The organism is Chryseobacterium sp. ON_d1, from assembly GCF_006829085.1.
In the GTDB taxonomy this organism is placed as follows: domain Bacteria; phylum Bacteroidota; class Bacteroidia; order Flavobacteriales; family Weeksellaceae; genus Chryseobacterium.
Genome location: NZ_BJTC01000017.1, coordinates 22,104 through 44,560 on the forward strand (window position 1 = coordinate 22,104; position 22,457 = coordinate 44,560).

Annotated in this window: 26 protein-coding genes and 1 tRNA gene; 7 read left to right on the forward strand and 20 right to left on the reverse strand. The window is 35.6% G+C overall.

All coding sequences use genetic code 11. The annotated features are described in order from the left end of the window. Positions 1-10: 10 nt before the first annotated feature. Complete coding sequence (locus CRS_RS21965) at positions 11-1,309, forward strand: HlyD family secretion protein (protein WP_142726092.1); 1,299 nt, start codon at positions 11-13, stop codon at positions 1,307-1,309. A 623-nt stretch (positions 1,310-1,932) separates the two neighbouring features. On the opposite strand, the gene CRS_RS21970 is transcribed toward CRS_RS21965, so the two are convergent. The 7 genes from CRS_RS21970 to greA form a co-directional block, all read right to left on the reverse strand. Next, positions 1,933-2,006, reverse strand: a tRNA-Met gene (locus tag CRS_RS21970). 44 nt (positions 2,007-2,050) lie between these two features. Beyond that, a complete protein-coding gene (locus CRS_RS21975; protein ID WP_142726093.1) occupies positions 2,051-3,343 on the reverse strand; it encodes a TlpA disulfide reductase family protein in 1,293 nt (430 codons plus the stop codon). A 61-nt stretch (positions 3,344-3,404) separates the two neighbouring features. Then, entirely contained in the window at positions 3,405-3,626 is a 222-nt protein-coding gene (locus tag CRS_RS21980; RefSeq protein WP_142726094.1) for a signal peptidase, read from the reverse strand. Positions 3,627-3,631: 5 nt separating this feature from the next. Beyond that, on the reverse strand, positions 3,632-5,611 hold the full coding sequence (locus CRS_RS21985) for a T9SS type A sorting domain-containing protein (protein WP_142726095.1): 1,980 nt from the start codon (positions 5,609-5,611) through the stop codon (positions 3,632-3,634). 74 nt (positions 5,612-5,685) lie between these two features. Further along, positions 5,686-6,873: an ATP-dependent Clp protease ATP-binding subunit ClpX gene (gene clpX / locus CRS_RS21990; protein ID WP_142726096.1), complete on the reverse strand. Its 1,188-nt coding sequence runs from the start codon at positions 6,871-6,873 to the stop codon at positions 5,686-5,688. A gap of 68 nt (positions 6,874-6,941) precedes the next feature. Then, positions 6,942-7,331, reverse strand: a complete 390-nt coding sequence (locus CRS_RS21995) for an HIT family protein (RefSeq protein WP_142726097.1) — start codon at positions 7,329-7,331, stop codon at positions 6,942-6,944. A gap of 47 nt (positions 7,332-7,378) precedes the next feature. Further along, complete coding sequence (greA, locus tag CRS_RS22000) at positions 7,379-7,849, reverse strand: transcription elongation factor GreA (RefSeq protein ID WP_142726098.1); 471 nt, start codon at positions 7,847-7,849, stop codon at positions 7,379-7,381. Between the two features lie 109 nt (positions 7,850-7,958). Here greA and CRS_RS22005 point away from each other — a divergent pair, with 109 nt between their 5' ends. From CRS_RS22005 to CRS_RS22015, 3 genes are all read left to right on the forward strand, one after another. After that, entirely contained in the window at positions 7,959-8,414 is a 456-nt protein-coding gene (locus tag CRS_RS22005; RefSeq protein ID WP_142726099.1) for a hypothetical protein, read from the forward strand. Positions 8,415-8,422: 8 nt separating this feature from the next. Further along, positions 8,423-8,872, forward strand: coding sequence for a D-aminoacyl-tRNA deacylase (gene dtd, locus CRS_RS22010; protein ID WP_142726100.1), 450 nt, complete (start codon positions 8,423-8,425; stop codon positions 8,870-8,872). A gap of 269 nt (positions 8,873-9,141) precedes the next feature. Beyond that, complete coding sequence (locus CRS_RS22015; RefSeq protein ID WP_142726101.1) at positions 9,142-10,800, forward strand: S8/S53 family peptidase; 1,659 nt, start codon at positions 9,142-9,144, stop codon at positions 10,798-10,800. A gap of 88 nt (positions 10,801-10,888) precedes the next feature. On the opposite strand, the gene CRS_RS22020 is transcribed toward CRS_RS22015, so the two are convergent. The 11 genes from CRS_RS22020 to CRS_RS22070 all read right to left on the reverse strand — a co-directional run bounded on the left by CRS_RS22020 (position 10,889) and on the right by CRS_RS22070 (position 18,346). Continuing rightward, positions 10,889-11,401: a hypothetical protein gene (locus CRS_RS22020; RefSeq protein ID WP_142726102.1), complete on the reverse strand. Its 513-nt coding sequence runs from the start codon at positions 11,399-11,401 to the stop codon at positions 10,889-10,891. A 59-nt stretch (positions 11,402-11,460) separates the two neighbouring features. After that, positions 11,461-12,000: a hypothetical protein gene (locus CRS_RS22025; RefSeq protein WP_142726103.1), complete on the reverse strand. Its 540-nt coding sequence runs from the start codon at positions 11,998-12,000 to the stop codon at positions 11,461-11,463. A gap of 86 nt (positions 12,001-12,086) precedes the next feature. Next, positions 12,087-12,758: a DUF1361 domain-containing protein gene (locus CRS_RS22030; protein ID WP_142726104.1), complete on the reverse strand. Its 672-nt coding sequence runs from the start codon at positions 12,756-12,758 to the stop codon at positions 12,087-12,089. Between the two features lie 6 nt (positions 12,759-12,764). Then, positions 12,765-14,135, reverse strand: a complete 1,371-nt coding sequence (locus CRS_RS22035) for a DUF4173 domain-containing protein (RefSeq protein WP_142726105.1) — start codon at positions 14,133-14,135, stop codon at positions 12,765-12,767. Between the two features lie 359 nt (positions 14,136-14,494). Further along, complete coding sequence (locus CRS_RS22040; RefSeq protein WP_142726106.1) at positions 14,495-14,980, reverse strand: Coq4 family protein; 486 nt, start codon at positions 14,978-14,980, stop codon at positions 14,495-14,497. Positions 14,981-15,003: 23 nt separating this feature from the next. Beyond that, positions 15,004-15,300, reverse strand: a complete 297-nt coding sequence (locus CRS_RS22045; protein ID WP_142726107.1) for a hypothetical protein — start codon at positions 15,298-15,300, stop codon at positions 15,004-15,006. A 30-nt stretch (positions 15,301-15,330) separates the two neighbouring features. Beyond that, positions 15,331-15,618 (reverse strand): hypothetical protein, encoded by a 288-nt coding sequence (locus CRS_RS22050; RefSeq protein WP_228451323.1) that lies wholly within the window; start codon positions 15,616-15,618, stop codon positions 15,331-15,333. Positions 15,619-15,686: 68 nt separating this feature from the next. Beyond that, a complete protein-coding gene (locus CRS_RS22055; RefSeq protein ID WP_142726109.1) occupies positions 15,687-15,977 on the reverse strand; it encodes a transcriptional regulator in 291 nt (96 codons plus the stop codon). Between the two features lie 233 nt (positions 15,978-16,210). Beyond that, positions 16,211-16,744, reverse strand: a complete 534-nt coding sequence (locus CRS_RS22060) for a hypothetical protein (protein ID WP_142726110.1) — start codon at positions 16,742-16,744, stop codon at positions 16,211-16,213. Between the two features lie 35 nt (positions 16,745-16,779). Next, entirely contained in the window at positions 16,780-17,397 is a 618-nt protein-coding gene (locus CRS_RS22065) for a hypothetical protein (protein WP_142726111.1), read from the reverse strand. A 184-nt stretch (positions 17,398-17,581) separates the two neighbouring features. Next, the gene (locus tag CRS_RS22070; RefSeq protein ID WP_142726112.1) at positions 17,582-18,346 is read right to left on the reverse strand and encodes an enoyl-CoA hydratase/isomerase family protein; all 765 of its coding nucleotides are present in this window, start codon (positions 18,344-18,346) and stop codon (positions 17,582-17,584) included. Between the two features lie 253 nt (positions 18,347-18,599). On the opposite strand from CRS_RS22070, the gene CRS_RS22075 reads away from it, so the two are divergent. Next, positions 18,600-19,151: a phage tail protein gene (locus CRS_RS22075; protein WP_142726113.1), complete on the forward strand. Its 552-nt coding sequence runs from the start codon at positions 18,600-18,602 to the stop codon at positions 19,149-19,151. A 36-nt stretch (positions 19,152-19,187) separates the two neighbouring features. After that, positions 19,188-20,009: a T9SS type A sorting domain-containing protein gene (locus CRS_RS22080; RefSeq protein WP_142726114.1), complete on the forward strand. Its 822-nt coding sequence runs from the start codon at positions 19,188-19,190 to the stop codon at positions 20,007-20,009. 85 nt (positions 20,010-20,094) lie between these two features. Here CRS_RS22080 and CRS_RS22085 read toward each other — a convergent pair whose 3' ends face one another. Further along, the gene (locus CRS_RS22085; RefSeq protein WP_142726115.1) at positions 20,095-20,781 is read right to left on the reverse strand and encodes an SMUG2 DNA glycosylase family protein; all 687 of its coding nucleotides are present in this window, start codon (positions 20,779-20,781) and stop codon (positions 20,095-20,097) included. A gap of 196 nt (positions 20,782-20,977) precedes the next feature. Here CRS_RS22085 and CRS_RS22090 point away from each other — a divergent pair, with 196 nt between their 5' ends. Continuing rightward, positions 20,978-21,655 carry a CPBP family intramembrane glutamic endopeptidase gene (locus CRS_RS22090; protein WP_142726116.1) on the forward strand — a complete coding sequence of 226 codons (678 nt, stop codon included), beginning with the start codon at positions 20,978-20,980 and terminating at the stop codon, positions 21,653-21,655. A gap of 28 nt (positions 21,656-21,683) precedes the next feature. On the opposite strand, the gene CRS_RS22095 is transcribed toward CRS_RS22090, so the two are convergent. Beyond that, on the reverse strand, positions 21,684-22,403 hold the full coding sequence (locus CRS_RS22095) for a hypothetical protein (RefSeq protein ID WP_142726117.1): 720 nt from the start codon (positions 22,401-22,403) through the stop codon (positions 21,684-21,686). Between the last annotated feature and the right edge of the window lie 54 nt (positions 22,404-22,457).

The following is a 22,457-nucleotide window of genomic DNA, read 5'->3' on the forward strand; positions in this document are numbered from 1 at the left end:
CCTCAGAACAATGAAAGAAGACGTTTTAGACAATATTGAACTCCGCTCAGAAAGCGTACAGGATATTCTTACCCAGCCTCCGCATTGGATGATCCGTTGGGGAAATACCGTTATATTTATTATTCTACTGCTTATCCTTCTGATGAGCTACATTATAAAGTATCCGGAATTTGTACCGGCTCCTATTATTGTAACTTCTCAGAATCCTCCTGAGAAAATAGAAGCAAGGACCAGTTCTAAAATTGAAAAAATATTCATTAAAGATCATCAGGAAGTCAAAAAAAATGATGTTCTAATGGTCATGCAGTCCGCTGCCAATTACAAAGACATTTTGGAATTGAAGAAACTGATAGATTCTATTACTCCTGATAAATTGTACACCTTTCCTATTGCACAGACTTCCAGATTTAAATTGGGTGAGTTACAAGGTGAATATAACAGTTTTGCAAAAGCATTTCAGGATGAAGCTCTTTTTACCAGATTACAACCATATGCTCCGGAAAACCTGGCAGCGAATCAAAGTATTTCTGAATACAGGGGAAGAATAGCAACCTTAAAACAGCAGAAAAACCTGGAGTCTATAAAATATGATCTGACTAAGAAAAATTTTAACAGATCACAGGAACTTTTTAACCAGGGAGTTATTTCAGCTATGGAACTTGAAAATGAAAAAATTAAATTTCTTCAGGCTCAGCAAAACCTTGAAAATATTAAAATCTCTATATCCCAAATGGATGAAGGCATTTCCAATCTGAATAAAACCAAAAGCGGAACCGCCATTAATACAGAAAAAGACAGAATAACCTATTCTTCACAGACTTTACAGCTTCTTGAACAGCTCCGAAAATCTTTAAAACAATGGGAACTGAATTATCTTGTTATATCATCCACCGACGGTGTTGCCAGTTTTCAGCAGTTTTTTGGCGAAAATCAGTTCGTAAAAGTTGGTGAACCCATTCTTTCCATACTTCCTAAAAATAAAGAGCAGCTGGTAGGCAGAATGTCTGTTCCTACAACAAACTCAGGAAAAATAACCCCGGGCGAAAAAGTACTGATTAAACTTGATAATTACCGGTTCCAGGAATATGGCATCATCGAAGGAAAAGTACAGAATATATCTCTGATTCCCGATGAAAAAGGAAACTATTATGTAGATGTTATTTTACCGAAAGGATTAAAAACAAGTTATAATAAAACACTTATATTCGATAAGGAACTGAGGGGCAGTGCGGAGATTGTAACGCAGGATCTTCGACTGATTGAGAGATTCTTCTATCAGATCAGAAAGCTTCTTGGATATCAGGTTTAATGAACCCGTATAAAAAACAAAAGCCGTCTTACAGATTGTAAGACGGCTTTTTATATATTCTGTTTTTTTAATGACTGGTCCTGCAAACATCTTTGCTTGTTGAGATGGATTATTAGGACACTTTCAGTTTGAGTAAAGTATATGATCATGAAGAATCATTTCCTTCAAAAAAAGCTGTATAAAAACGAATACAAGGAAATCAACCCATAAATTCATTAAGAAATAAACTATGAAAGAATGTGAGAAGTTGAGAAGTCAAGGATCTGTCTCAATATTATATTTATGGAATTTAAACTAACGCAAAGTTTTTAGCCTCTTATCTCATATTTTCAAGGGAGCAAAGGATGGAATCAATTTCATTCATTCTTTCTAAGTTAATACATATCCTCTAAGCTTCTTCAGCCACAAAGTCGCACTTCTTAGCTTTCTAAAATAAAACATCTGAATCATTTTTTCTTTGTGATTAAAAAATGACCTGTCAGTTCAATAAAAAGTATAGATTTTGTACTAGTCCTCCACTTTTGCACCTGATCCGAAAATCTTTTGAAATAATTAAAAGATAAAGTGATGACTCTTTTAAAATTAAAAACCGCAATCATTAATTTAATGATTGCGGTTTATCGTAGCGAAGACGGGAATTGAACCCGTGACCTCAGGGTTATGAATCCTGCGCTCTAACCAACTGAGCTACCTCGCCGTTTTGGTGGTGCAAATATAGAAAATATTTCTTTACCTCCAAAATTATTTTAACTTAAAATATTCCAAAACATCTCCAACATGATCTGGCTTGCTGATTATCTTATTGTTAGCATCTAGAATAAAATACGTCGGAGTTGCATGAATATTGTAGGTATCAGTGTAACTGCTGTTCCATCCTCTCAATTCCGAATCATTCACCCATGGAAATGCAGCAATTTTTTTGGTATAAGAATTCTTATCCACATCTAAAGACAGCCCTACAATCTGAATATTTTTTGATTTCAGATCATTATATTTTTCCAGGAGTTTAGGAAGTTCACTTTCACAGTGCGAACATGTGGATGACCAAAACACAACAATCTTTTTATCGGCCTTTATATCGTGTAATGATTTCGCTGTGGTATTAACAGGTGACTGAAACTTATAATTAGGGAAAACAGCCCCCATTTCGATATTTGCATTCGATTTCAATGTAGAAGCAAGCCTGTCAGTGATCGTACACTTAAGATTTTTGGCAAGAGACAAATATTTACTCTTATATTCATCCATCTGGTATACATCAAAAATATCAATCAGTTCTGACAATACAGTCTGCCCTCTTGGAGTCTCTACTTTTAAACGGTCTAACAGCTTATCAACAGAAGCTGTAACATTTGTATTTCCTCCTGAATTAAGATAAGCTACCAAAACCGGTCTCAATAATGATGAGCTTTCAAGCATATCCCCCGATTTGTCCAGAAAGTTGATTATTTCTTCCTGGTCTACTTTTTTAGTGGAATCGGGTGAGTTGGAAATAAACTTGCTGTAATTCGTGTTATAATAAGCAATAAACGGGTGTTGTGCCGCATCAATAGAGCTGGATGCACCGGAAAGTCTCTCAATTTCTGCTTTCAAAGCTTTTCCAAAGTCCGTATTGTCCTTATAATATTCTTTAATCTGTGCTAAAGCTGGCAGAATAAGCTCTTTCTTTTGTGAGCCTTCCTGCTGCTTACTCATAAGATTGTTGGCTTCATCCAGATAGGTTACATCTTTGATTTTATTATTCTGAATATCCAGTTTAAAGTTGACATTTTTATTTTCAGAAATAAAGCTTACTGTATTGTTAGTACCCGGGAAATAAACTTTCATCATTCCCATATAATTACCTGGATATTTAAACGTCCAGGTATTATTCTTACTTTGTTCTTTAGTAACAATGATATCTTTTGAACCGTTTAATGTATATAGAATTGCATCCTGATCTTTAAAATCTGCCGGAGCCTGAATGGTAACAGTGAATTGAGCCTGCAGAGCAAATGCGGCTAAAACCGCAGATAGCGTATAAATCTTTTTCATAGAGTAAAAATAAAAAAACTCCCTGACTAATCAGAGAGTTTAATATTATTTTAATAAAATTTTATGCTTTTACGCTCTTGTACTTTTTCGTAAAGTAAACAATAAGTCCAATTGCTACAATAGCAAGTACATATACATACATATCAATGGGTGCAGGTGCTCCGGTACCATTCCCTCCATTTCCTGATCCTGTTGGAGCTGCTTGTGGTTGTGGCGGAGCAGCATTTGCTAAAGATATAGCAAAAAGAAAAAGAGCTAATACTAGTTTATTAATAGTTTTCATGTGGTTTATTTTAAGATTTTAGTGTTAACAGTTTCTCCCTTATCTGAAACGATTTTTACAACATATGAATTTTTAACTGAGCCATCAAGCTCGATTACAAAATCTCTGGATGCATCAACCGCTTTTTTAGAGATTACCAGTTTACCGCTCATATCATAAACTTGAATATCTGCTTTTTTCCATTTTGGATCGAATCTTACGATGTAATTTGTAACAGATGGATCATATACTACAATTGTTCTGGAAACACTAGTAGCTGTTTTATCTACAGCTAAAGTAATATTACTTGGTTCACCATAATACAAATTAGCTTCTTCATTGGTTACAGGTACAACATCTCCCTGTTTTGCCTGTATCAGATTCCCATTCTCCGCTTTATAGTAGAAACCGATTCCTGAAGATAGCTGATGTGCACCAGCCGGAATCAGTACTGAGTTCTCTCTGATCTCGAACTTATAAGATTTCACCTTATCCAGGTAGTAGTTAACTAACTTAACATTTTTACCCTGGAAGTTATTCTCATTAGCTTCGTTAATATATAACCAGTAGTTGGTATAGTTACTGTCATACCCTCCATTCAATGATTCTTCAAAAGTACCGATGATATTTTTACCTGCTGAAGCCTGAACTGAAGTAGCTGCAGAAATCTGGTGACCTGTTGTTAAAGATGGAGAAACAACATAATATGTTCTGGAAAGTTCATTTCCATTAGCATCCAGACCTATTACACCAAGCTGTTTTACTGAATTGGTTCCCTTGCCACTGGAGGACATTTTAGCTGCATTTACATCATAATTGGTACCTGCTGTTCTTGCCGTTGATTTAAACCTTCTCAGTGTATTAAAATTTAAAGTCTGAGCTGTGTTGTCTCTCAGCTTTATTTTAAATGACTGCATAGGCTTGATTACCACCAGGTCAACATCTCCGATAGCAGGAGCTACTCCATCACCTGTAGGTAAGAAAGTAACCACCTTAGAACCTGTAGCATAAGTAGAACCATTTGGAAGAGTTACAATGGTACCTGGATCATATTCAACTCCCCAGATATTTTTCACAGCATTTCCATCGGATCCAGTAACGCTTTCTGTATATCCAATATTGGCTAAATCCAGATTGGTAAGGAAAGGATTTCCGAATTGATAGAAATTTTGTCCAAATGAACCAGTCCATGGGTTGGTCGTAAACTCAAAACTATCATCAAGATAAGTATTATACTTCTCATTGTACTGGTTTAGAGCATTACCATTAGTTCCGAACACAACATTGGAAGCTCCTACGTTAGATTTTCCTGCATTCTGTAATGTTACAGCACTCGCATATGGAGCATATGGTTTTCCGTTGATATTGAATACGTTTCCTGTTGCAGGAGCACTTGGATTCCAGTCATTATTTTTAATCTTAAGCATATAATAACCTGAAGGATCCCAAGTAGTCGAGGTAGGAGCCAGATTCAAAGTGGTAATAGACACAGCATTAGCATTATCCCATTTAAGAATTGGATTATCATACCTTCCTGTATTGAAAGTTTTTCCAACTTCAGCAGATAATGAATTGAATGCTTTACCAAAGAAAGGCAAAGCAACCTGCTGGAAGTAATTACCGCTGCCGTTACTTGTCGTTCGGTACTCTTTAGTTACAATACCTGTAATGTTGGACTGGGATAGTCCGTCAATGTACAGCTGGCCATACGTAGAAGTAGCAAATGAAGCAGGAGTGTTAAGTCTTAGAATGATATTTCCGCCATCAGTTTTATCAGCGCCGGCAGCATCAATTGTCTTAAAACTATCTGTAGCAGATCCTACAACCATGATATTTCCATGCACGTCCAAAAGGCCATTACCTTTTGTCTGTACACCTCCACCGCTATAAACTAGGGTGCCTTCGCTCACATACATATTAGCATTAGTGTCAACATGACATAGTATCTGCGCCTGAACAGAATAACTAATTGCTAAAAGACCTATAGCAAATAAACTTTTTCTCATTGTATAAATTATTTGTGTGTTAATACAATCTTCACCCGCAAAGGTATTATTATTTTTCTTAAAAAAAAAATATTTTATCTATTAATCAAAACATTATCTTCTGTTAAGACAATCTCTTTCTCCTCTCCGATTGAAAACATATAGTCTTCCAAAACTTTTTCTGTGGTACCTCTGAGCCCTCTCGCTCCGAGTCCTTTTTCGATAGTTTCTTCAACAATTTTTTCAATTGCACCGTCTGTGATTACCAAATTTGTGCCATCCATTTTGAAAAGCTCCACAAACTGATTTACAATTGAATTTTTAGGTTCCTTCATAATTCTTACCAAAGTCTCTTTCGTGAGTTTATCAAGGTAAGTAATGATTGGAAATCTCCCCAAAAGTTCCGGAATTAATCCAAAAGTACGCAGATCAATTGCATTAATATTTGTTAATACATATTCATCCTCATCTACTTTGTTGATCTTTTCGGAGCTGAAACCGATGGCCTGCTTATTCATTCGTCTTTCGATGATCTCTTTGATTCCGTCAAAAGCTCCTCCGGCAATGAACAAAATATTCTGAGTGTTTACCTGAATATATTTCTGATCCGGGTGTTTTCTACCTCCCTGTGGCGGAACATTTACGATACTTCCTTCCAACAGTTTCAGCAATCCCTGCTGTACTCCTTCTCCGGAAACGTCTCTTGTTATACTTGGATTATCTGATTTTCTTGCAATTTTATCAATCTCATCAATGAAAACAATTCCTTTTTCAGCTTTTTCCACATCATAATCTGCCACCATCAGAAGTCTGGAAAGAATACTTTCAACATCTTCGCCTACATATCCGGCTTCCGTCAAAATGGTAGCATCCACGATACAGAAAGGAACATTAAGTTCTCTGGCAATTGTTTTTGCCAGAAGGGTTTTACCTGTTCCGGTCTCCCCGATCATGATAATATTTGATTTTTCCAGCTCCACCTCTCTGTTTTCGTCCTGAGCATGAAGCAATCTTTTATAATGGTTATATACAGCAATTGAAAGCTGTTTCTTGGCCTGATCCTGCCCTATTACGTACTGATCAAGAAATTCTTTGATCTCTTTGGGCTTTTTAAGCTCATCCATAGTGCCTGCAGGGGAATAACCTGTTTTGGATGCACTGTCTTTTACAATGGCATGTGCCTGTTCTATACAATTTTCACAAATAAAACCATTCTGCCCAGAAATCAGCATCTGTACTTCATTTCTTTTTCTGCCACAGAAAGAACATTGGTTGGAATTCATATGATATAATATATATGTATATGTTAAAGAAAATCGTAAAAAATTACTTTTTTACGATTTTCCGGTGGTTAAGAATTAATAATTGAGTGTTGAATCTCAGTATATTCTTCGTTCGTTAATTTTAATCTTTCATTTCTGAAATTCATGTCTTCCATCTTGTTTAAAGGAATCAGATGGATATGTGCATGAGGGACTTCAAGTCCTACTACCGCTACTCCTACTCTTACACATGGAATTGCAGTTTTGATCTTCTTGGCTACCTTCTGGGCAAATCCCCAGAGGTTTTTATATTCTTCACTTTCAAGATCAAAAATCAAATCCACTTCTCTTTTAGGGACAACCAGAGTATGTCCTTTCACTAAAGGCATGGCGTCTAAAAATGCAATAAAGTTTTCGTCTTCAGCAATCTTATAAGAGGGAATTTCGCCATTGATGATTTTCGTGAATATAGTGCTCATTTTATCAGAAGTTTGGTTAGATATTTAGAAACAGAATAGGTATCAGACTATAAAGAAATGTCTAATACTTCGAAAGACAGTTTATTTCCGTTCGGTAAAGTGATTTCAGCAGTTTCGCCAATAGCTTTTCCTAACAGACCTTTTGCGATAGGCGTGTTTACAGAAATTCTACCTGTCTTCAGGTCGCTCTCATTATCCGGTACCAATGTAAATACCTGTTCCTGCTTGGTAGCATTATTTTTAAGTTTCACTGTTGTTAAGATCGAAACTTTTGAAGTATCTAATTGGCTTTCATCTATAATTTTAGAAGTAGATATTACGTCTTTCAGCTTGGAAATTCTCATCTCAAGCATTCCCTGAGCCTCTTTGGCCGCATCATATTCTGCATTTTCCGACAAATCTCCTTTGTCTCTTGCTTCTGCGATCTGCTGAGTAATTTTTGGTCTCTCCACAGTTTCCAACTGTTCCAGCTCAGCTTTCATTTTATCCAGGCCCTCCTTAGTTACATAGCTTGCCATAATTTTCAAAATTTAGTTTTAGTATAAAAAAATAATCCGACATTTGCCGGACAATGTTTTCGTGTTGTAATCGTTTAATTTTTACAAATATATAAAAATTTAAATTGAAATGAAAAAAACTTTTTCAATCTTATCTATTTTCAGTTTATTGATTTTCAGTAATTTAACCATCAACTCCTGTGGAAGCAGAGAAGATACGGTAAACTGCTTTCCCAATACTCCCATCAATGTATCCCTTAATTTAAATCTGCCCGCATATTATGCCTTAAACAATATTAATGGCTGGATTTATGTTAATGAACAACAATCCGGAACAAGAGGTCTGATTATTGTAAGAACGGCCAACGGATTTAAAGTCTATGACCGAAACGCGCCTCATATATGTCCTGATAACAATACAACCCTTGAAGTAAAAGATAATATTGCCATTGTATGTCCACAGGATAATACCAGATGGATTTTAGCGACAGGTCAGCCGGAATCCGGCGCTAAAACATCACTTCCTCCTAAAACGTATCCGTACAGTTATGATGCTGCAAGTAAAACGTTAAATGTTTATTATTAGAATACAAGATGAAAATTGTTATACAAAGAGTTTCTGAAGCCAGTGTACAGGTAGAAGGAAAAGCTGTCGGTGAAATCGGTAAAGGATTAATGCTCCTGACCGGTATAGATGAAAATGATGAAAAAGCTGATGCAGATTGGCTTGTACAGAAAGTTTTAAACCTAAGAATCTTTGGGGATGAAGAAGGTAAGCTTAATCTTTCCGTGAAGGATATTGCAGGAGAAATCCTTTGTATCAGTCAGTTTACATTGATTGCTGATTATAAGAAAGGAAACCGTCCTTCTTTTATAAAAGCAGCAAAACCTGATAAAGCAGTTCCTCTTTTTGATTATTTTAAGAATGAAATAAGCAAATCCGGATTGAAAACGGAAAGCGGAATCTTCGGGGCAGACATGAAAGTATCCCTGATCAATGATGGACCGGTCACTATTGTAATGGATTCGATCACCAAAAGCTAAATCCGGAAAATAAATATAACCATAAAGCAATACGTTTCAATTTTGTTGGAACGTTTTTTTTTGATTGATAAGCATAAAATGTATCAGCCTTTAAATCACAGAGGTTTTTAAAACCTGCGAAGTTTATCCTTCCTAAACGATAAAATTTCCGATGCAGAAGGTGGTGAAAAATTTTTCAATAATAAATTCACAAAAATGTGATTTGTTTTTATTTTATTATTATTTTTGAAGTAAATCAAAACTGATTCACAACCATTTAACAAAATAATATGAAAACAAAAATCAACCTTTTCGCATTGTTTGCGTTCTGCTCTTCCATCTCTTTTGGACAGGACATTCAGCACAAGATGGCTGATGACAAAAATTCAATAATTTATGTATGCTTTTCGAAAGGCATCAACTCTGAAAAAACAGCATTCAGCAGGAACGCTGATCTGGAAAGGTTTTCAAGAGAGAATCACATTTCATTCAGATATGATCTCGATTTTACAGAAGGTAAACTTGATAAAATGGCCAGAAGCAGCAGATCAATCGGGAATTCCACAGAATCTGTGGAAAAACTGAAAAGGATTTATAAAGCCGATATCCCTCTTCAAAACCGTGAATCTACTCAGAAAATCATTCAGACTCTTGAAAAATTCTCTGAAATAGAATATGTATCCGTAATGAGTGCTGATCCTGTTGAACCTCCTTTGATCAATGCTTTTGTGGCGACACCTGATTTAGAAAGTCTGCAGACTTACCTCAACGACAACCCGGGCATCAATGCCAAATACGCCTGGTCCAAAGGGATCACTGGGCAGAACATACGGGTAAGAGATGTGGAATATGGATTCTACAAAACCCATGAAATGCTATCTAATCAGAATTCTATACAACTTGAACCCGGATATTCCCCAAATGCAGGATTAGCGAATAATAATTACCGTGACCACGGAACTGCTGTAGTGAGTATTTTAGGCTCAGTAAAAGACAACATCGGGCTTACAGGAGCGGCTTACAGTACTTCTGAAATAAAAGGATATATGGAATGGACCACTGTAGGATACAACAGAGCTTCTGCGGTGAGCAGATCTATCAATGCGTCTCAGGCCGGAGATATTATCCTTTATGAAATGCAGACCGGAGGAAAAGACGGCCAGTATTGTCCTGCTGAATATGATAAAGTAATCTGGGATCTTACCAAAGCGGCTACTGATTCGGGAATTATCATCATTGCGGCTGCAGGTAATGGTAACCAGAATCTTGATGATCCGTTTTATGCAACATATCTTGCAAGAGGAAACAGCGGTGCAATCATTGTAGGAGCAGGGTCTCCCAATACAACCCATTCAAAATTAAGCTTCAGCACCTACGGAAACAGAGTGGATGTACAGGGCTGGGGAAGCACGGTGATGGCTGCGGGTTATGGATCATACGCGAAATATGATAATGACAACAACAGAATGTATAACTATTTCAGCGGTACAAGTTCTGCTACACCAGTAGTAGCTTCTGCAGCTATTTTAATTCAGTCTTTTTACCGTCAGACTACCGGGCAAAATCTGACACCGACTGCCATGAGGAATCTTTTAATTTCTACGGGAATTCCACAAGGCGGAACGGTAACAGGGCAAAAGATCGGGCCACTTCCTAATGTTAAAAATGCTATACTTCAGCTGGAAAGTAAATTTGCCACACCTGTTAAGACTTTACCTGCGTTAGAGGTTGCAATTTATCCTAACCCATCCAGCAGTTCCATTGCTATTCAAAGTAATGAAAATAAAAAGCTGGATATTGAAATCATCAATCTTCAGGGGCGAACAGTGATTAAAAGCTCTGTCTTATCTCATGAAAAAATTGATATTTCACAACTGCCAGCCGGACAGTACATTATCAATATTAATGAAGGCCAGAGAAGAGTTGTTGAAAAATTAACCAAAATATAGTTTTAAAATTTTTATATCATTTTACTTCACATTAAACCCTCTTTCAGTATTCTGGAAGAGGGTTTTTAATACTAATTTTTTATCTTTTTTATTGTGCAGGAACGCTGTTGAAATTAAGCGCTACCTTAATGTTCATATCTGAAGAAGTCTGATTCCTCAGCTCATAGACCGTTCTTACCGTCAAACCTGAGCTTTTTACAATTTCATCCAGAAATCCTGTGTCATTCAGATCCAGATTTAAGCTGGAGGAGTTGGTGGAGATATTGGATCGCGACGCAACCAATCTTTCTCCCGTTCCGTTGGATGAAACGTAAATTTTAACGGCTTTGAATGCACTAAGATTACCTCCCGAAGGGGATGCTACAGAAATTTTAGCATCTGAAATTCTTACATCTTTAATCTTTGCGTTATTATTACCTCCGAACCATGTCTGTACATTAGTTGCTGTAGCCGTAGAAGAAACTTCTTTATCTGCCGGTACACCGGTAGACACCAAAACATTCGTTGTGTATGGAAATGTATTCTGAACCAGCGACTGTACGGTTCCACAACTTACGAGTACTGCTGAGGCGGCCATTGCTGTTAGAACTATATTTTTCATATTTTAAAATTTAAATTTCAGAAAATAGTTTGCAGAAATTGTACCAAATTGATCGAGTCTTATTCTATGCTTACCGTAAAGCTTCCTTTGGTATTTCCGGAAGCCATATTACTTTTCCCGATAATCAGCCATAGCTCACCCTTTCCAGGGGTTTCATAAGTAATTTCCCTTCCGAAGGGGCCATCATAGTTCCCGTTAGGAAGTCTTATCTGATTGAATCTGATATTGAAATCTTTTTCTTTTGTAGAAATTTTTGCTTTGATATTGGGACGGTCATAATGAGTCAGTTTTAAAACAAGGTCCTGATCATCTTTTGTAAATTCTTCTCCAATAGTAAACGGCAGCTGGTTAGCATCAGCAGTTCTTATAATCTGTCCTTCCTTTTCATCTCTCATTACACCTTTACGAAGAACTTCTTTGGTAGCCGGGGCATTGTTAATAATTGAATCTCTTTTTATCAATGCAGCAGAATCAGTCTTCACAGCCGAGTCCGGCATTTCTGTGACAACTGTAGAATCCTTATCAGGGACATCAGCCACGGCAGATTCTTTTTTACAGGCAACAATAATCAAAGGGATTAACAATAAGCTTTTTTTCATAATAATTAATTTTAAAAACGGGCAACATATATCCTGTTGAGCACTATGAAATGCTAAAACTGTTCCAATCCATGTAATAGTTTATTTTATGTTTGTAATTCTTTTTGCCCATTCGTTCCTGCCCATTTAAATGTAAAGTACATAAAGTTGAGCATCAACCCCATTAAAACAGTAACACCCCATGTCTTGGTGTATTCCATCGGATAGATGAATCTCACTATAATATCAGAGAAGAGACCAAAAGGGTTATTGAGCACATCCCAGCTGTTCCACCTCAGAAACCTCCCAAGGTAAACTCCGAAGCTGCTCATGAAAAGGAAAAAGATTATTAACCCGGTGATCAATTTTTTTTTACCATAATATGAAAGGCGCTGTTCAATATCATTAAGGCTAATAAAACCGCAGATCAATCCTGTCCAGGCATAGGAAAGAATTACAATCAGATCATACCAGATGGGTATTTCATTTCTTGCTTTCAGATGAAAAAGATCAGTAAGAATATAGGGTGAGTTGGGGAAAAACAGAATCCAGATTATGATAATAAAGATCAGTGAGATTCTGCTTCTGATATTAAAAGCAAGAATAAAGGAACTTAATAATAAAGGAATCCATGCCAGAAAAAGATTCCAGTTGAGAAATAAAAAGACTTTAGTATCACTGATATAATATCTGAAAACAGAGAGACTGAAACAGAATGCGGTCATTAATACGAGAAGCATACTGATTTTAAACCTTGAGGATCCAACTAGTTTTTTCATGATCAGTTATTGAATGGTTTGATAATAGAGAATCTTGGAAAGAAAGGTTTTGGATGTTTCATTTTTCACTTTATTCTGTATGGTCTTTTTAAGTTTCTGATCATTTTTTTCATCCGCATATCTCAGGAGTGCCTTATCGCTGAAATTGACAGATGTTAAATGATAATTGACGGCAAAATCTTTTCTTTTCATATTCTGAGAGGTAATAAAACCACCCCAATTAAAATAGCTGCACACTAAAACGGTTCCGTAAACATACCATACCATCGAATTGACAAGAAAAATATTTCTTTTCTTCTTTTGAATTTTAATGAAGGTTAAAGCCAGCCCAATCACTGACAGAAGAAGGAATGCAAAAACACCCAGCCTTTTATAGGTAAACGCATAATTAACGATATACTCATAGTTTTTAAGTGCGGCAGACAGAACAAGAACAGCATTGAGAAAAATCCAAATTTTAGCTAATATTTTTAACAAGCCCGCTTTCGGATCAAAATTAAATCCGGATTTAAAATAAAACATAATCACGAGAATAGCCATTACAATAGACATGATCACTGCGTTTACTCTTTCATGGGTTTCTTCTGACAACTGAACGGGAGTTTTTACCGCTTCATAAAACTGTTCATAATTATATGTAACAATAAAGAAGATCAGTAAAATATTCAGCAGAACAAAAGAGATGACTCCACTCATTCTTTCGGTATCAAGGTCGAGGAAAGAATAGGTAGCCTTTGGAATCCGGGAATCCCCGTTAAACTCGTTGTCCAGAACATGATTGTTTTTATAGATCAGTCTTTCCACAGCATAGTTCCAATAATTGAAGGCAATAAAGAACCCTAAAACAGAAAGACAGAACACCTGCCACAGATTAATATCCAGTTCATAATCTGTGAACAATGCTGCAAAATGATCGCTTCCTGCAGAATAAATTCCAAAGAAGACAGAAACCAGCACCAGCGGAATCAAAATGAAAGCCAGTGTCTTTTGCCATAATCCGGGAACATTTTTTTTAGGCAGCCATTCATCAAAACTAAAAAATCGACAAAATGATGTACAGCAATTCACTACAAAAACCGGAATCAAAAATAGGATCTTCAACCTTCTGTTTTTCGATTTATATCCCAATAAAAGCAATGAACTCCCTACTGCAATAAAAGATGGAAAATCTCCAAACCAGGCAAATGCAATACTGGACAGAATACTTGTTGCAAAAAGGATATACATTGTTCTGGTTTTATTTTTTTCCGGCGTCCTGAACAAAGCCAACATTGCATAAGTGATTCCCAGAATTCCAAGATTCAGCCCTATGTCCTGATCGTAGAAGACAATGACAAATAAAAGGGCCGTAAGAAATATATAATGATGTGTTTTCATGAGGTTAATTATTGAAAAGATTTAAATGAAAAGTTGAATCAATCAGTGCTGGATTAGCAAAAATTAAAGAACAGAGTGAGATATAGAAGAGCAATAGGGATATTAAGCAATAATAGGAGTACAGAGTTTCCATTGCATTTTTTTTCCGATATATCACTCAGATACTCCATGAGTTCATATAGAGTGATCAGCAGATTAGCTACGGCAGCAATCACTACATAATAAAAACCCCATACGATCAGGAAATCTGCCTCCGTTATCCAAAATAACAGCAATAAAGATGTACCTATTAAAAAGGAAATCAGAAATGTCTTTTTTCCTAACAGACTGAATTTTATCTTTCCCATTATCTTTTAAGCTTAATGGAGAACTACCGTCTCTTTCTGTTGAATAAAGTCTTTGATATGTTCATAATTCTGCCAGAGCAGTTCTTCAAAGTCCCAATGATAAAAAGTTCTCATATTCTGACCTTTTTTGTAAGCTTTGATATAAATTTTCACATATTCCGGAAGAATAATTGTTCCTAATACGATTGCAGCCAGAAGGTGTGCATTGAGTTTACCATTTCCAAGGAGCAGATACTGCATGGCAATTTCATCTTCGAAGTTGGTCCCGCAGCCGGTAATCAGATGATGAACATCATGGTTTTCCATTTTGGGAATCATTGAAAAACCATGTTTCCTGTAGAATTCTCCAAGTTTTCGTCCTAAAGAATCTTCCTGGAATTCCAGCAGTTGTTTCTCATTGAACTGCCATTGTCTTTTTTTCTTTTTAAAATATTTTCTGTATAGTTTTTGAGTTTTATCATATACAAAAAGCAGAAACTGAACGCGTATTTTTTTCATAATAGTATTGATATTTATGGATATTAATCGAAATGCCCCAACCCTATAATAGCATACAGACATGCAATGGGAATATTGGCTGTCAAAATGAGTATTGCTATCATACATTCTTTGAATTTTGATCTGTCAATAATACCTTTTATCAAAAATCCCAGGATACATAATAAGTTGACTGGCACTCCAAAAACAATTAACAAATAACCTGCTCCGGCAAACCAGTCATTCTTTGTGATAAGTGCTCCTAAAAGACAGAAAGTTCCCACTGAAAAAAACACTCCGAATATAGCCTTGCCTAGATTTATTATTTCTGAATCTTTCATCGTTATTGAGTTAGCATAATAAACCGAGCTTTAACTTCCCGCAAACGGACTTCCGAAAATTCCTACTGCAAGTTCAAGCCAGATTAATGCGAGAGCCAGTAAAATAAAAATAACGATTAAGACTTTCTGGCCTTGCTTTTTTATTCTGTTTCTGACCAGATTGATGAGAAAAGCTGTTGTAAAAAGCAAGATTCCTGCGATCAGAAAATCTGATCCTGACCAGTTAACTTCCTTCGAAAATAGATTTCCTACCAATGGGATACTGAGTAAAGCCAATGGAAGGGCATAAATTGTTTGTGTTGTTTGTTTTTGTGTCATTATTTTATTTAATTTTAAAAATATAAAGTACTTTGTAATTCAAAGTAAAATTTCAAAAAAATATAGGACTATCGTCCCAATAATTTTTCAAGGCCATCTAAATGCTCAGTAAATGCCTGCCTTCCTTTCTGTGTAACGCGATAAGAGGTTTTAGGTTTCTTCCCGACAAATTCTTTTTTAACTTCTATATATCCTGCTTTTTCCAATGCATTACTGTGGCTGGCAAGATTTCCATCCGTGATTTCCAGCAGTCCTTTCATTTCAGAAAAATCAACCCAGTCGTTCACCATGAGAACAGACATAATGCCTAATCTTACACGGCTTTCAAATTCTTTATTGAGTTGATTTATTTTGATCATTTTATTTTATATCTTTTGTTTTGAAACAGTCAAAATCTGACCATTTTTTATTCTCTTTAGCCCTCTACAATTGCAGAATTATAATTTTTATAATTTTCTTTTGCTTAAACGGGGACAAAAATAAGAATTAAAAAAACTGTTCCTTTCAGAAAACTTTATTATATTATTTAATTCCACCTGCTATTAAAAAATTAGTATTAGCTTCCATATATACACTGCTACAGCACTGATCATTAGAGAAAAAAAAATATCAATAAAGGCCAGTAACCCATAATATCATTTTTTCTTTTAGAATAAAATTCTGTTGTCTCTACCAGATTGAGCTTTTTAACTGCATGTAAGGCTGATAATTCTTTATCAGTATCAAATATTTTCAGATCATCCGTTTTTGTATCTAATAAGAAATATCTATTACCTGTTGTTTTTCCAAAAATTTGTGTTGCATTCTCTTCTATTTTTTCTACCTCAGAAATCACTGTCACTCCATTTTCTTTATTGATACCTGCCTGTTCTGGAACATCGATAAATAGCAATTGATAGTCATTTTTCAAGGGAACATACCATGCATCACCAATTCCCATATCTACTTTTTTATTTTCGGATACAATTGATAAACTGATAATTCCTACAATATAAAAAGTATAAAATATGACAAAAGGACTTATAAATGCAAATATTATTTTTCTTTTCCTATTTTCTTTTTTACTGACAAAATAAGTACATGTACAGCTTAATATAGCAAATATAGAGCTAAGAATAAGCAGCATAAAAAGGTGTATTAATATGACAAGACCAATTCCCATTACTTGTACTTCTTATGCATAATCAATCCATAGATAATATGCAAAACACCAAAACCAATCGCCCAGAATAGCAATCCCCATCCTAAAATGAATAAAGAAATAAGTCCTAAAACAATCTCAAAATATCCCAGATACTTTACGTCCGTTAATGTATACCGTTCTGCTGCCACCAGAGCCAATCCATAAAAAATGAGTGTAGCCGGAGCAATGAAAACGAAAAGATGATGGTAAAGAAGTGCGAGACAAAAAACTCCTCCTGCGACCAAAGGCACAGCGAAGGTAATTAAAAGACGCTTTGTTGTAGCATCCCAGATTTTCAACCCTTTCTTTTTACTTTTATGAGCCGTGAAAATATAACCGCTAAGGACAGCAACCACCAAAATAACGGCCCCAATAAGAACAAGTTCTTTCACCAGAGCAGGACCCAAAATGTTTCTGTCCCCATCAAAATAACTGATTCCTTCTCTCTGAAAAACAAAATACACATATACTGCTCCAATAATTGCTGTCAACCCTGCAACAACTCCTGATAACCCACTTAAAGAAATAAATCTGGAAGACCGCTCCATCATGGAACGGATATGGGATAAGTCTTCGTGATAGTTTTTTGAATCCATAAAAAGAACTTTGAATTACAAAGTTATAATTTATTTTTAATCTCCCAATGATTTACTGTAAAATTTTGAAAATAATTTTCATAACCGATTTTAACACTATAAATTAAAAAATCCGGAGAAAAATTTTGTTTCTCCGGATAGTATGTTGAATGAGAATTATTCTATTTAAAAATTAAGAGGAAAATTATTTCACTCTTAACCTTTCTTTAATGGATTCAATATTTTTCTTGGCAGAATCTTCAAGGATAAGACTGGCACTCATATGAATTCTTGCAGGCATCAGTTCATTGAAGTGTTCCGTCCCCTCCCACGAAACTTTTTTAATTAATGCTAAAGCATCACTGCTTCTTGAAGCTAGTGTCTGTAAAAACTTCTCCAGTTTATCATCCATTTCCTGGATGGTATCTGAAACAGAATGATAAATATTATGCTGTTCAGCCCACTCGGCAGATCTGAAATCAGCATCAATGGCCATTGCGGAGAATTGTGACTTTCCGATTTTTCTTTCTACATAAGGTCCTATTACAAAAGGTCCTATTCCAAGATTAATCTCAGTAAGTGCTAAAGCTGAGTCTTTTGTTGCAAAACAGTAGTCCGCCCCACAAGCAATTCCTACTCCGCCGCCAGTTGTTTTTCCCTGAACTCTAACAACCACGATCTTTCCGCAGTTTCTCATGGCATTTAAAACTTTAGCAAAACCACCGAAAAACTGTGTGGAAGCTTCCAGCTCTTCAATCGCTAAAAGTTCATCAAAGCTTGCTCCTGCGCAGAATGCTTTCTCACCTTCACTTTTTACCAGGATAGCTTTTACCTCATCTTTCGATCCTTCTTCAAGGATGGTTGCTGCAAGTTTTTCTAAAATTGCTCCCGGCAGAGAATTACTTTTAGGGGTTCCGAAACTGATTTCGGCAATATTATTTTTAATTTCTGATGCTACAAATTCGCTCATTTTTATTTTTATTGGATTCTTACAAAAATACGAAATACAGCTCGTTCAGAGAAACTTAAATCCCATATTTTCTTTTTAAGCCAGCATAATTCATGGCATTATTACGTAGAAATACGGAGTTTTCAATTTGGTATTTTCTACTCTAGTACCTCGTAGCTATTAATCGTTCCTTTGGACTAAGAAATAATAACCTATGGCGGAATCTGAAAAGCCTGTAACAGAGTAAGAAATTTAAAACTAAAAACGTATTATCATGGACGAGTACATTGGAATTGTAAAATTATTTGCAGGAAATTTCGCACCCAGAGGCTGGATGTTTTGCGATGGAAGCTTAATCAGTATTTCCAGAAATTCTGCCTTATTCTCTATTTTAGGAACCACTTATGGTGGAGACGGTATCACGACTTTCGCTTTACCCAACTTAAAAGGACGTATGGCTTTAGGGGCAGGAAATGTCAATTCCGGAGAAAATTATCCTTTGGGAATAGTTTCCGGTACTACACAAAATACTCTTTTATCATCAAATCTTCCAAGTATAGGTGCCGGGTTTCAGCTTAAAGTAGCCAATAAGAATGCCAATTCATCTACTCCTACTGCCACCTCAACCATTGCTATTTCAGGAACACAAGTGGGAAGAGATTTCAACGCGGTACCAAGTTTTGTAAATGATGCCAACCCTGATACAACCATTAATCCTCTAAGTATTTCTTATATCGGGCAGAATATCCCGGTAAATAATATGCCGCCTTATCTTGGCTTAAATTATATCATTTGTGTTGAAGGCATTTATCCACCAAGGGATTAATATTCATACTATAACCTAACATTTAAAACAAACATTATGAAAAGCACTACTTTTTTAACCATCTGTAGTCTGCTCATTTCAATTTTCTCATTCGGGCAGACCAGTACAGAATTATTTGAAACGGAATCGAACGGGAGTACAAGCTTCACCGATAATGGAGTCATTTTCAATATCATTTCACATGTAAGTGTCTTTGACATTCAGGCGAATTTTCCGGGAACAGGCTGGAGCGGAACAGCGAATGATAACCGGTACATTGATAATTCCAATGACTCTCAGTTTCCGCCATCATTTAGTATTAAAACTACATCTAATTTATTTAAGGTAAACAGGTTCTGGATGTTCCTGTCATCGTTAAACCTGGATCTGAATGTGGCCGGGACTCTTACAGTAACCGGAAAGCTAAGTGGTGTAACAAAATTTACACAAACCAAAACTACAGGATTTGCAACAGGTTTAGGTACCACAAATGGATATACACTGATTGATCTTACCAACTTAAACGGGCAAAATTATTCAAACATTGTAATTGATGAGCTGCAGATCACTGCAAACGGAGCCTTCCGTTACGTAGGTTTAGATGCTTTTACCTGGGTAAAAGACAGCAATCTTGTATTAGGTACATCAGAAGCTAAAAGCACTCAAAAAAACATGACTGTCTATCCCAATCCAACCAACGGGCCTCTTTCTATCACGACTGAAAAAGCCAGTGAAGCTAAAGTATATAACCTCGATGGTAAACTGCTGAAAACGGTACAAACTCAGAAAGGGAATAATGAAATCAATATTTCAGAGCTTCCAAAAGGAGTTTATATTATCAAAACAGCAACAGAATCTACCAAAGTTATTAAAAACTAAACACCATGAAATTGCACATAAGTTCCATGTTCCCTTAAAGATTCTAATTCATAAATGGCAAATCCCTTTCAATAAAGGGATTTTGTCATTTTTTCAAAGCTAAAATATATTTGTCTATATAAAGCTGTTTTTCTTTTGATTTATACTGCTGAATATATCTTGGATGTTCCAGAACGGTCATAGTATCAAACAATTTTGCTTCTTTGTTTAATTTTGAAATAAAATCTGCATTCTTTTTACCCAGAATAAAAACTTCTGAGGTGTCCAGATTAAGACTGATATGCTTCTTCAGAGATTCGATCATAAAATCTTTTACTGAATTGAATAATTCTTTATCATCATAATAATTGGCATTAAGCCAGCCGGTTTTTGTTTTTCTCACGATAGCCAGCGGAAACGGAGAATTGATATAAACCTCTCTGTAAAACAGGTCTGCACCACCATATTCTTCAATCATATCATACATAAACACAGAAGAAATTTCATGAGTATGGGCGGATTCCATTTTTATTCCGCAGACGTTTTCCAACCTTTTTGTATCAGTAAACGGAATCCCTGTTACCCCTGCTCCATGTCGGCTGGGGTTAATTCCAATCATAAATTTTCTCCGGGATGAATCATCATAGTACTTTTGATAAAATTTCTGCATAACCGTCAATGTTTCGGGATTATCCAAATAGGGATTCAGAACTTCAAATCCTTCAGGAAGAGTTCCTGTATATCTAAGACTTTTATTAAACTCAATGATATGGTCTGCAAAAGTTGTGTTCATGAAATCACTATTTTAAAGCGCTTATTAATGTATGAAAAATAGCCAGAACCCAGGAGTAACTCATATAAATTATTATCAGAAGGAGTTGTATCGCCCTATTTTGGCTTTCATTTTTCGCTGTTAATTTATATTTATTTTTTTATTATATTCGTTTTCAACAAAATAGGATTTTCATTCTATCAAAAACTTTTAACCCATGATCGGAATTATCATTGAGCTTATCATTTCATGGCTTCTCCTTAAATTCATAGCAAAAAGGGATTTCTCTGTTTTAGGATTTAAGCCCAACTCAACAAGACTCATGTACTGGAGCATTGGTTTTCTTTTGGCTGCTGGGATTTGTACTCTGTACCATATTCTGACAACTGCATTCATCAATAACACCTGGATACTGAACAAGCAACTAACATTTTCGGCAGCATTAATGAGCTCATGGTGGGTTCTGAAATCTGTATTATTTGAAGAATTGCTTTTCAGAGGTGCTTTGCTTTATCTTGCTATTGAAAAATGGGGAAGTACTAAAGCGTGTCTTTTTTCTGCTGCCTGCTTCGGTATCTATCACTGGTTTTCTTATAATGCTTTCGGAAATCCTTTTCAGATGGCAATTATTTTTGTAATGACTGCTATCTTTGGATGGATGCTGGCTCTGTCTTTTGCTAAAACAAAATCGCTATACCTTACTATAGGTCTCCACCTGGGTTGGAATTTGTTTAATATTATCATCTTCTCAAATGGACCGCTAGGCAGGCAGCTCTTTGTGAAAGCTAATGAAAGCCATCTGGAAGGCATTCCTTCACTGCTTGTTTTCTTGTTCCAGATATTTGCTTTACCTCTTTTGTTATATGGATATTTCAAACTTAAATCCCGAAAATAAAATAGAAAACGTTTTTTTACAGATACTCTTAATATTCTAAAGGCTTATAGTTTTTAAAAGTCTTATAAAAATCTTCATCATTTCCTTTGAATGGTTTTTCTTCTACAACTCTGAATTTTCCGTCACCTCCTTTCTCTTCTACCACTATTTTATCAGAAACATCTACTCTGGCAAACTCTTCCAGAGCGTCTTTCTTGATTGTAAGAAATACCGTTGTGGTAGAGCCTGTCAAAATTAAAGAATTGATACAGTGTAATTTTTCATTGTAAGTTAAGTTCGGATAGGATTCAGAATTTTTAATGTGTATGAAATCTTTATTATCAGGATCATAAACAAATAATGTCATCACGATATTCCCTCCTCTTCCGGCGATAGCACTTTGATAGGTTATATCATTAAACCCATCATTATTAAAATCACTGATCTGAACATCTAAGCCTGTTACTCCATCTTTATCAAACTTAAAACTGTTTGTAAGTCTCCAGATGTCAATATCTGTTTTTTCACCTTTTATCCACTTTTTTTCCGATTTATAAAACTTAATTGACACAAATACATCGCCATTACCTGTATGTCTGAACTTCTCAAACTCAACTTTAGTTTTTCTTTTTTCTCCAGCATTCAAGCTATCCACAAATTTTTCTTCAGAAAAATAGCCGTCTTTATCTCGCTTAGGATTTCCCGAACAGGACAAAAAGAGTAAAAATAAAAAAGCACAAAAGACAATAGTGATTTTTAAAGATTTCATGATTTTTTTGAATTTATTAAAATATCAATACAATTAAAGCTGGATGGAATTTTT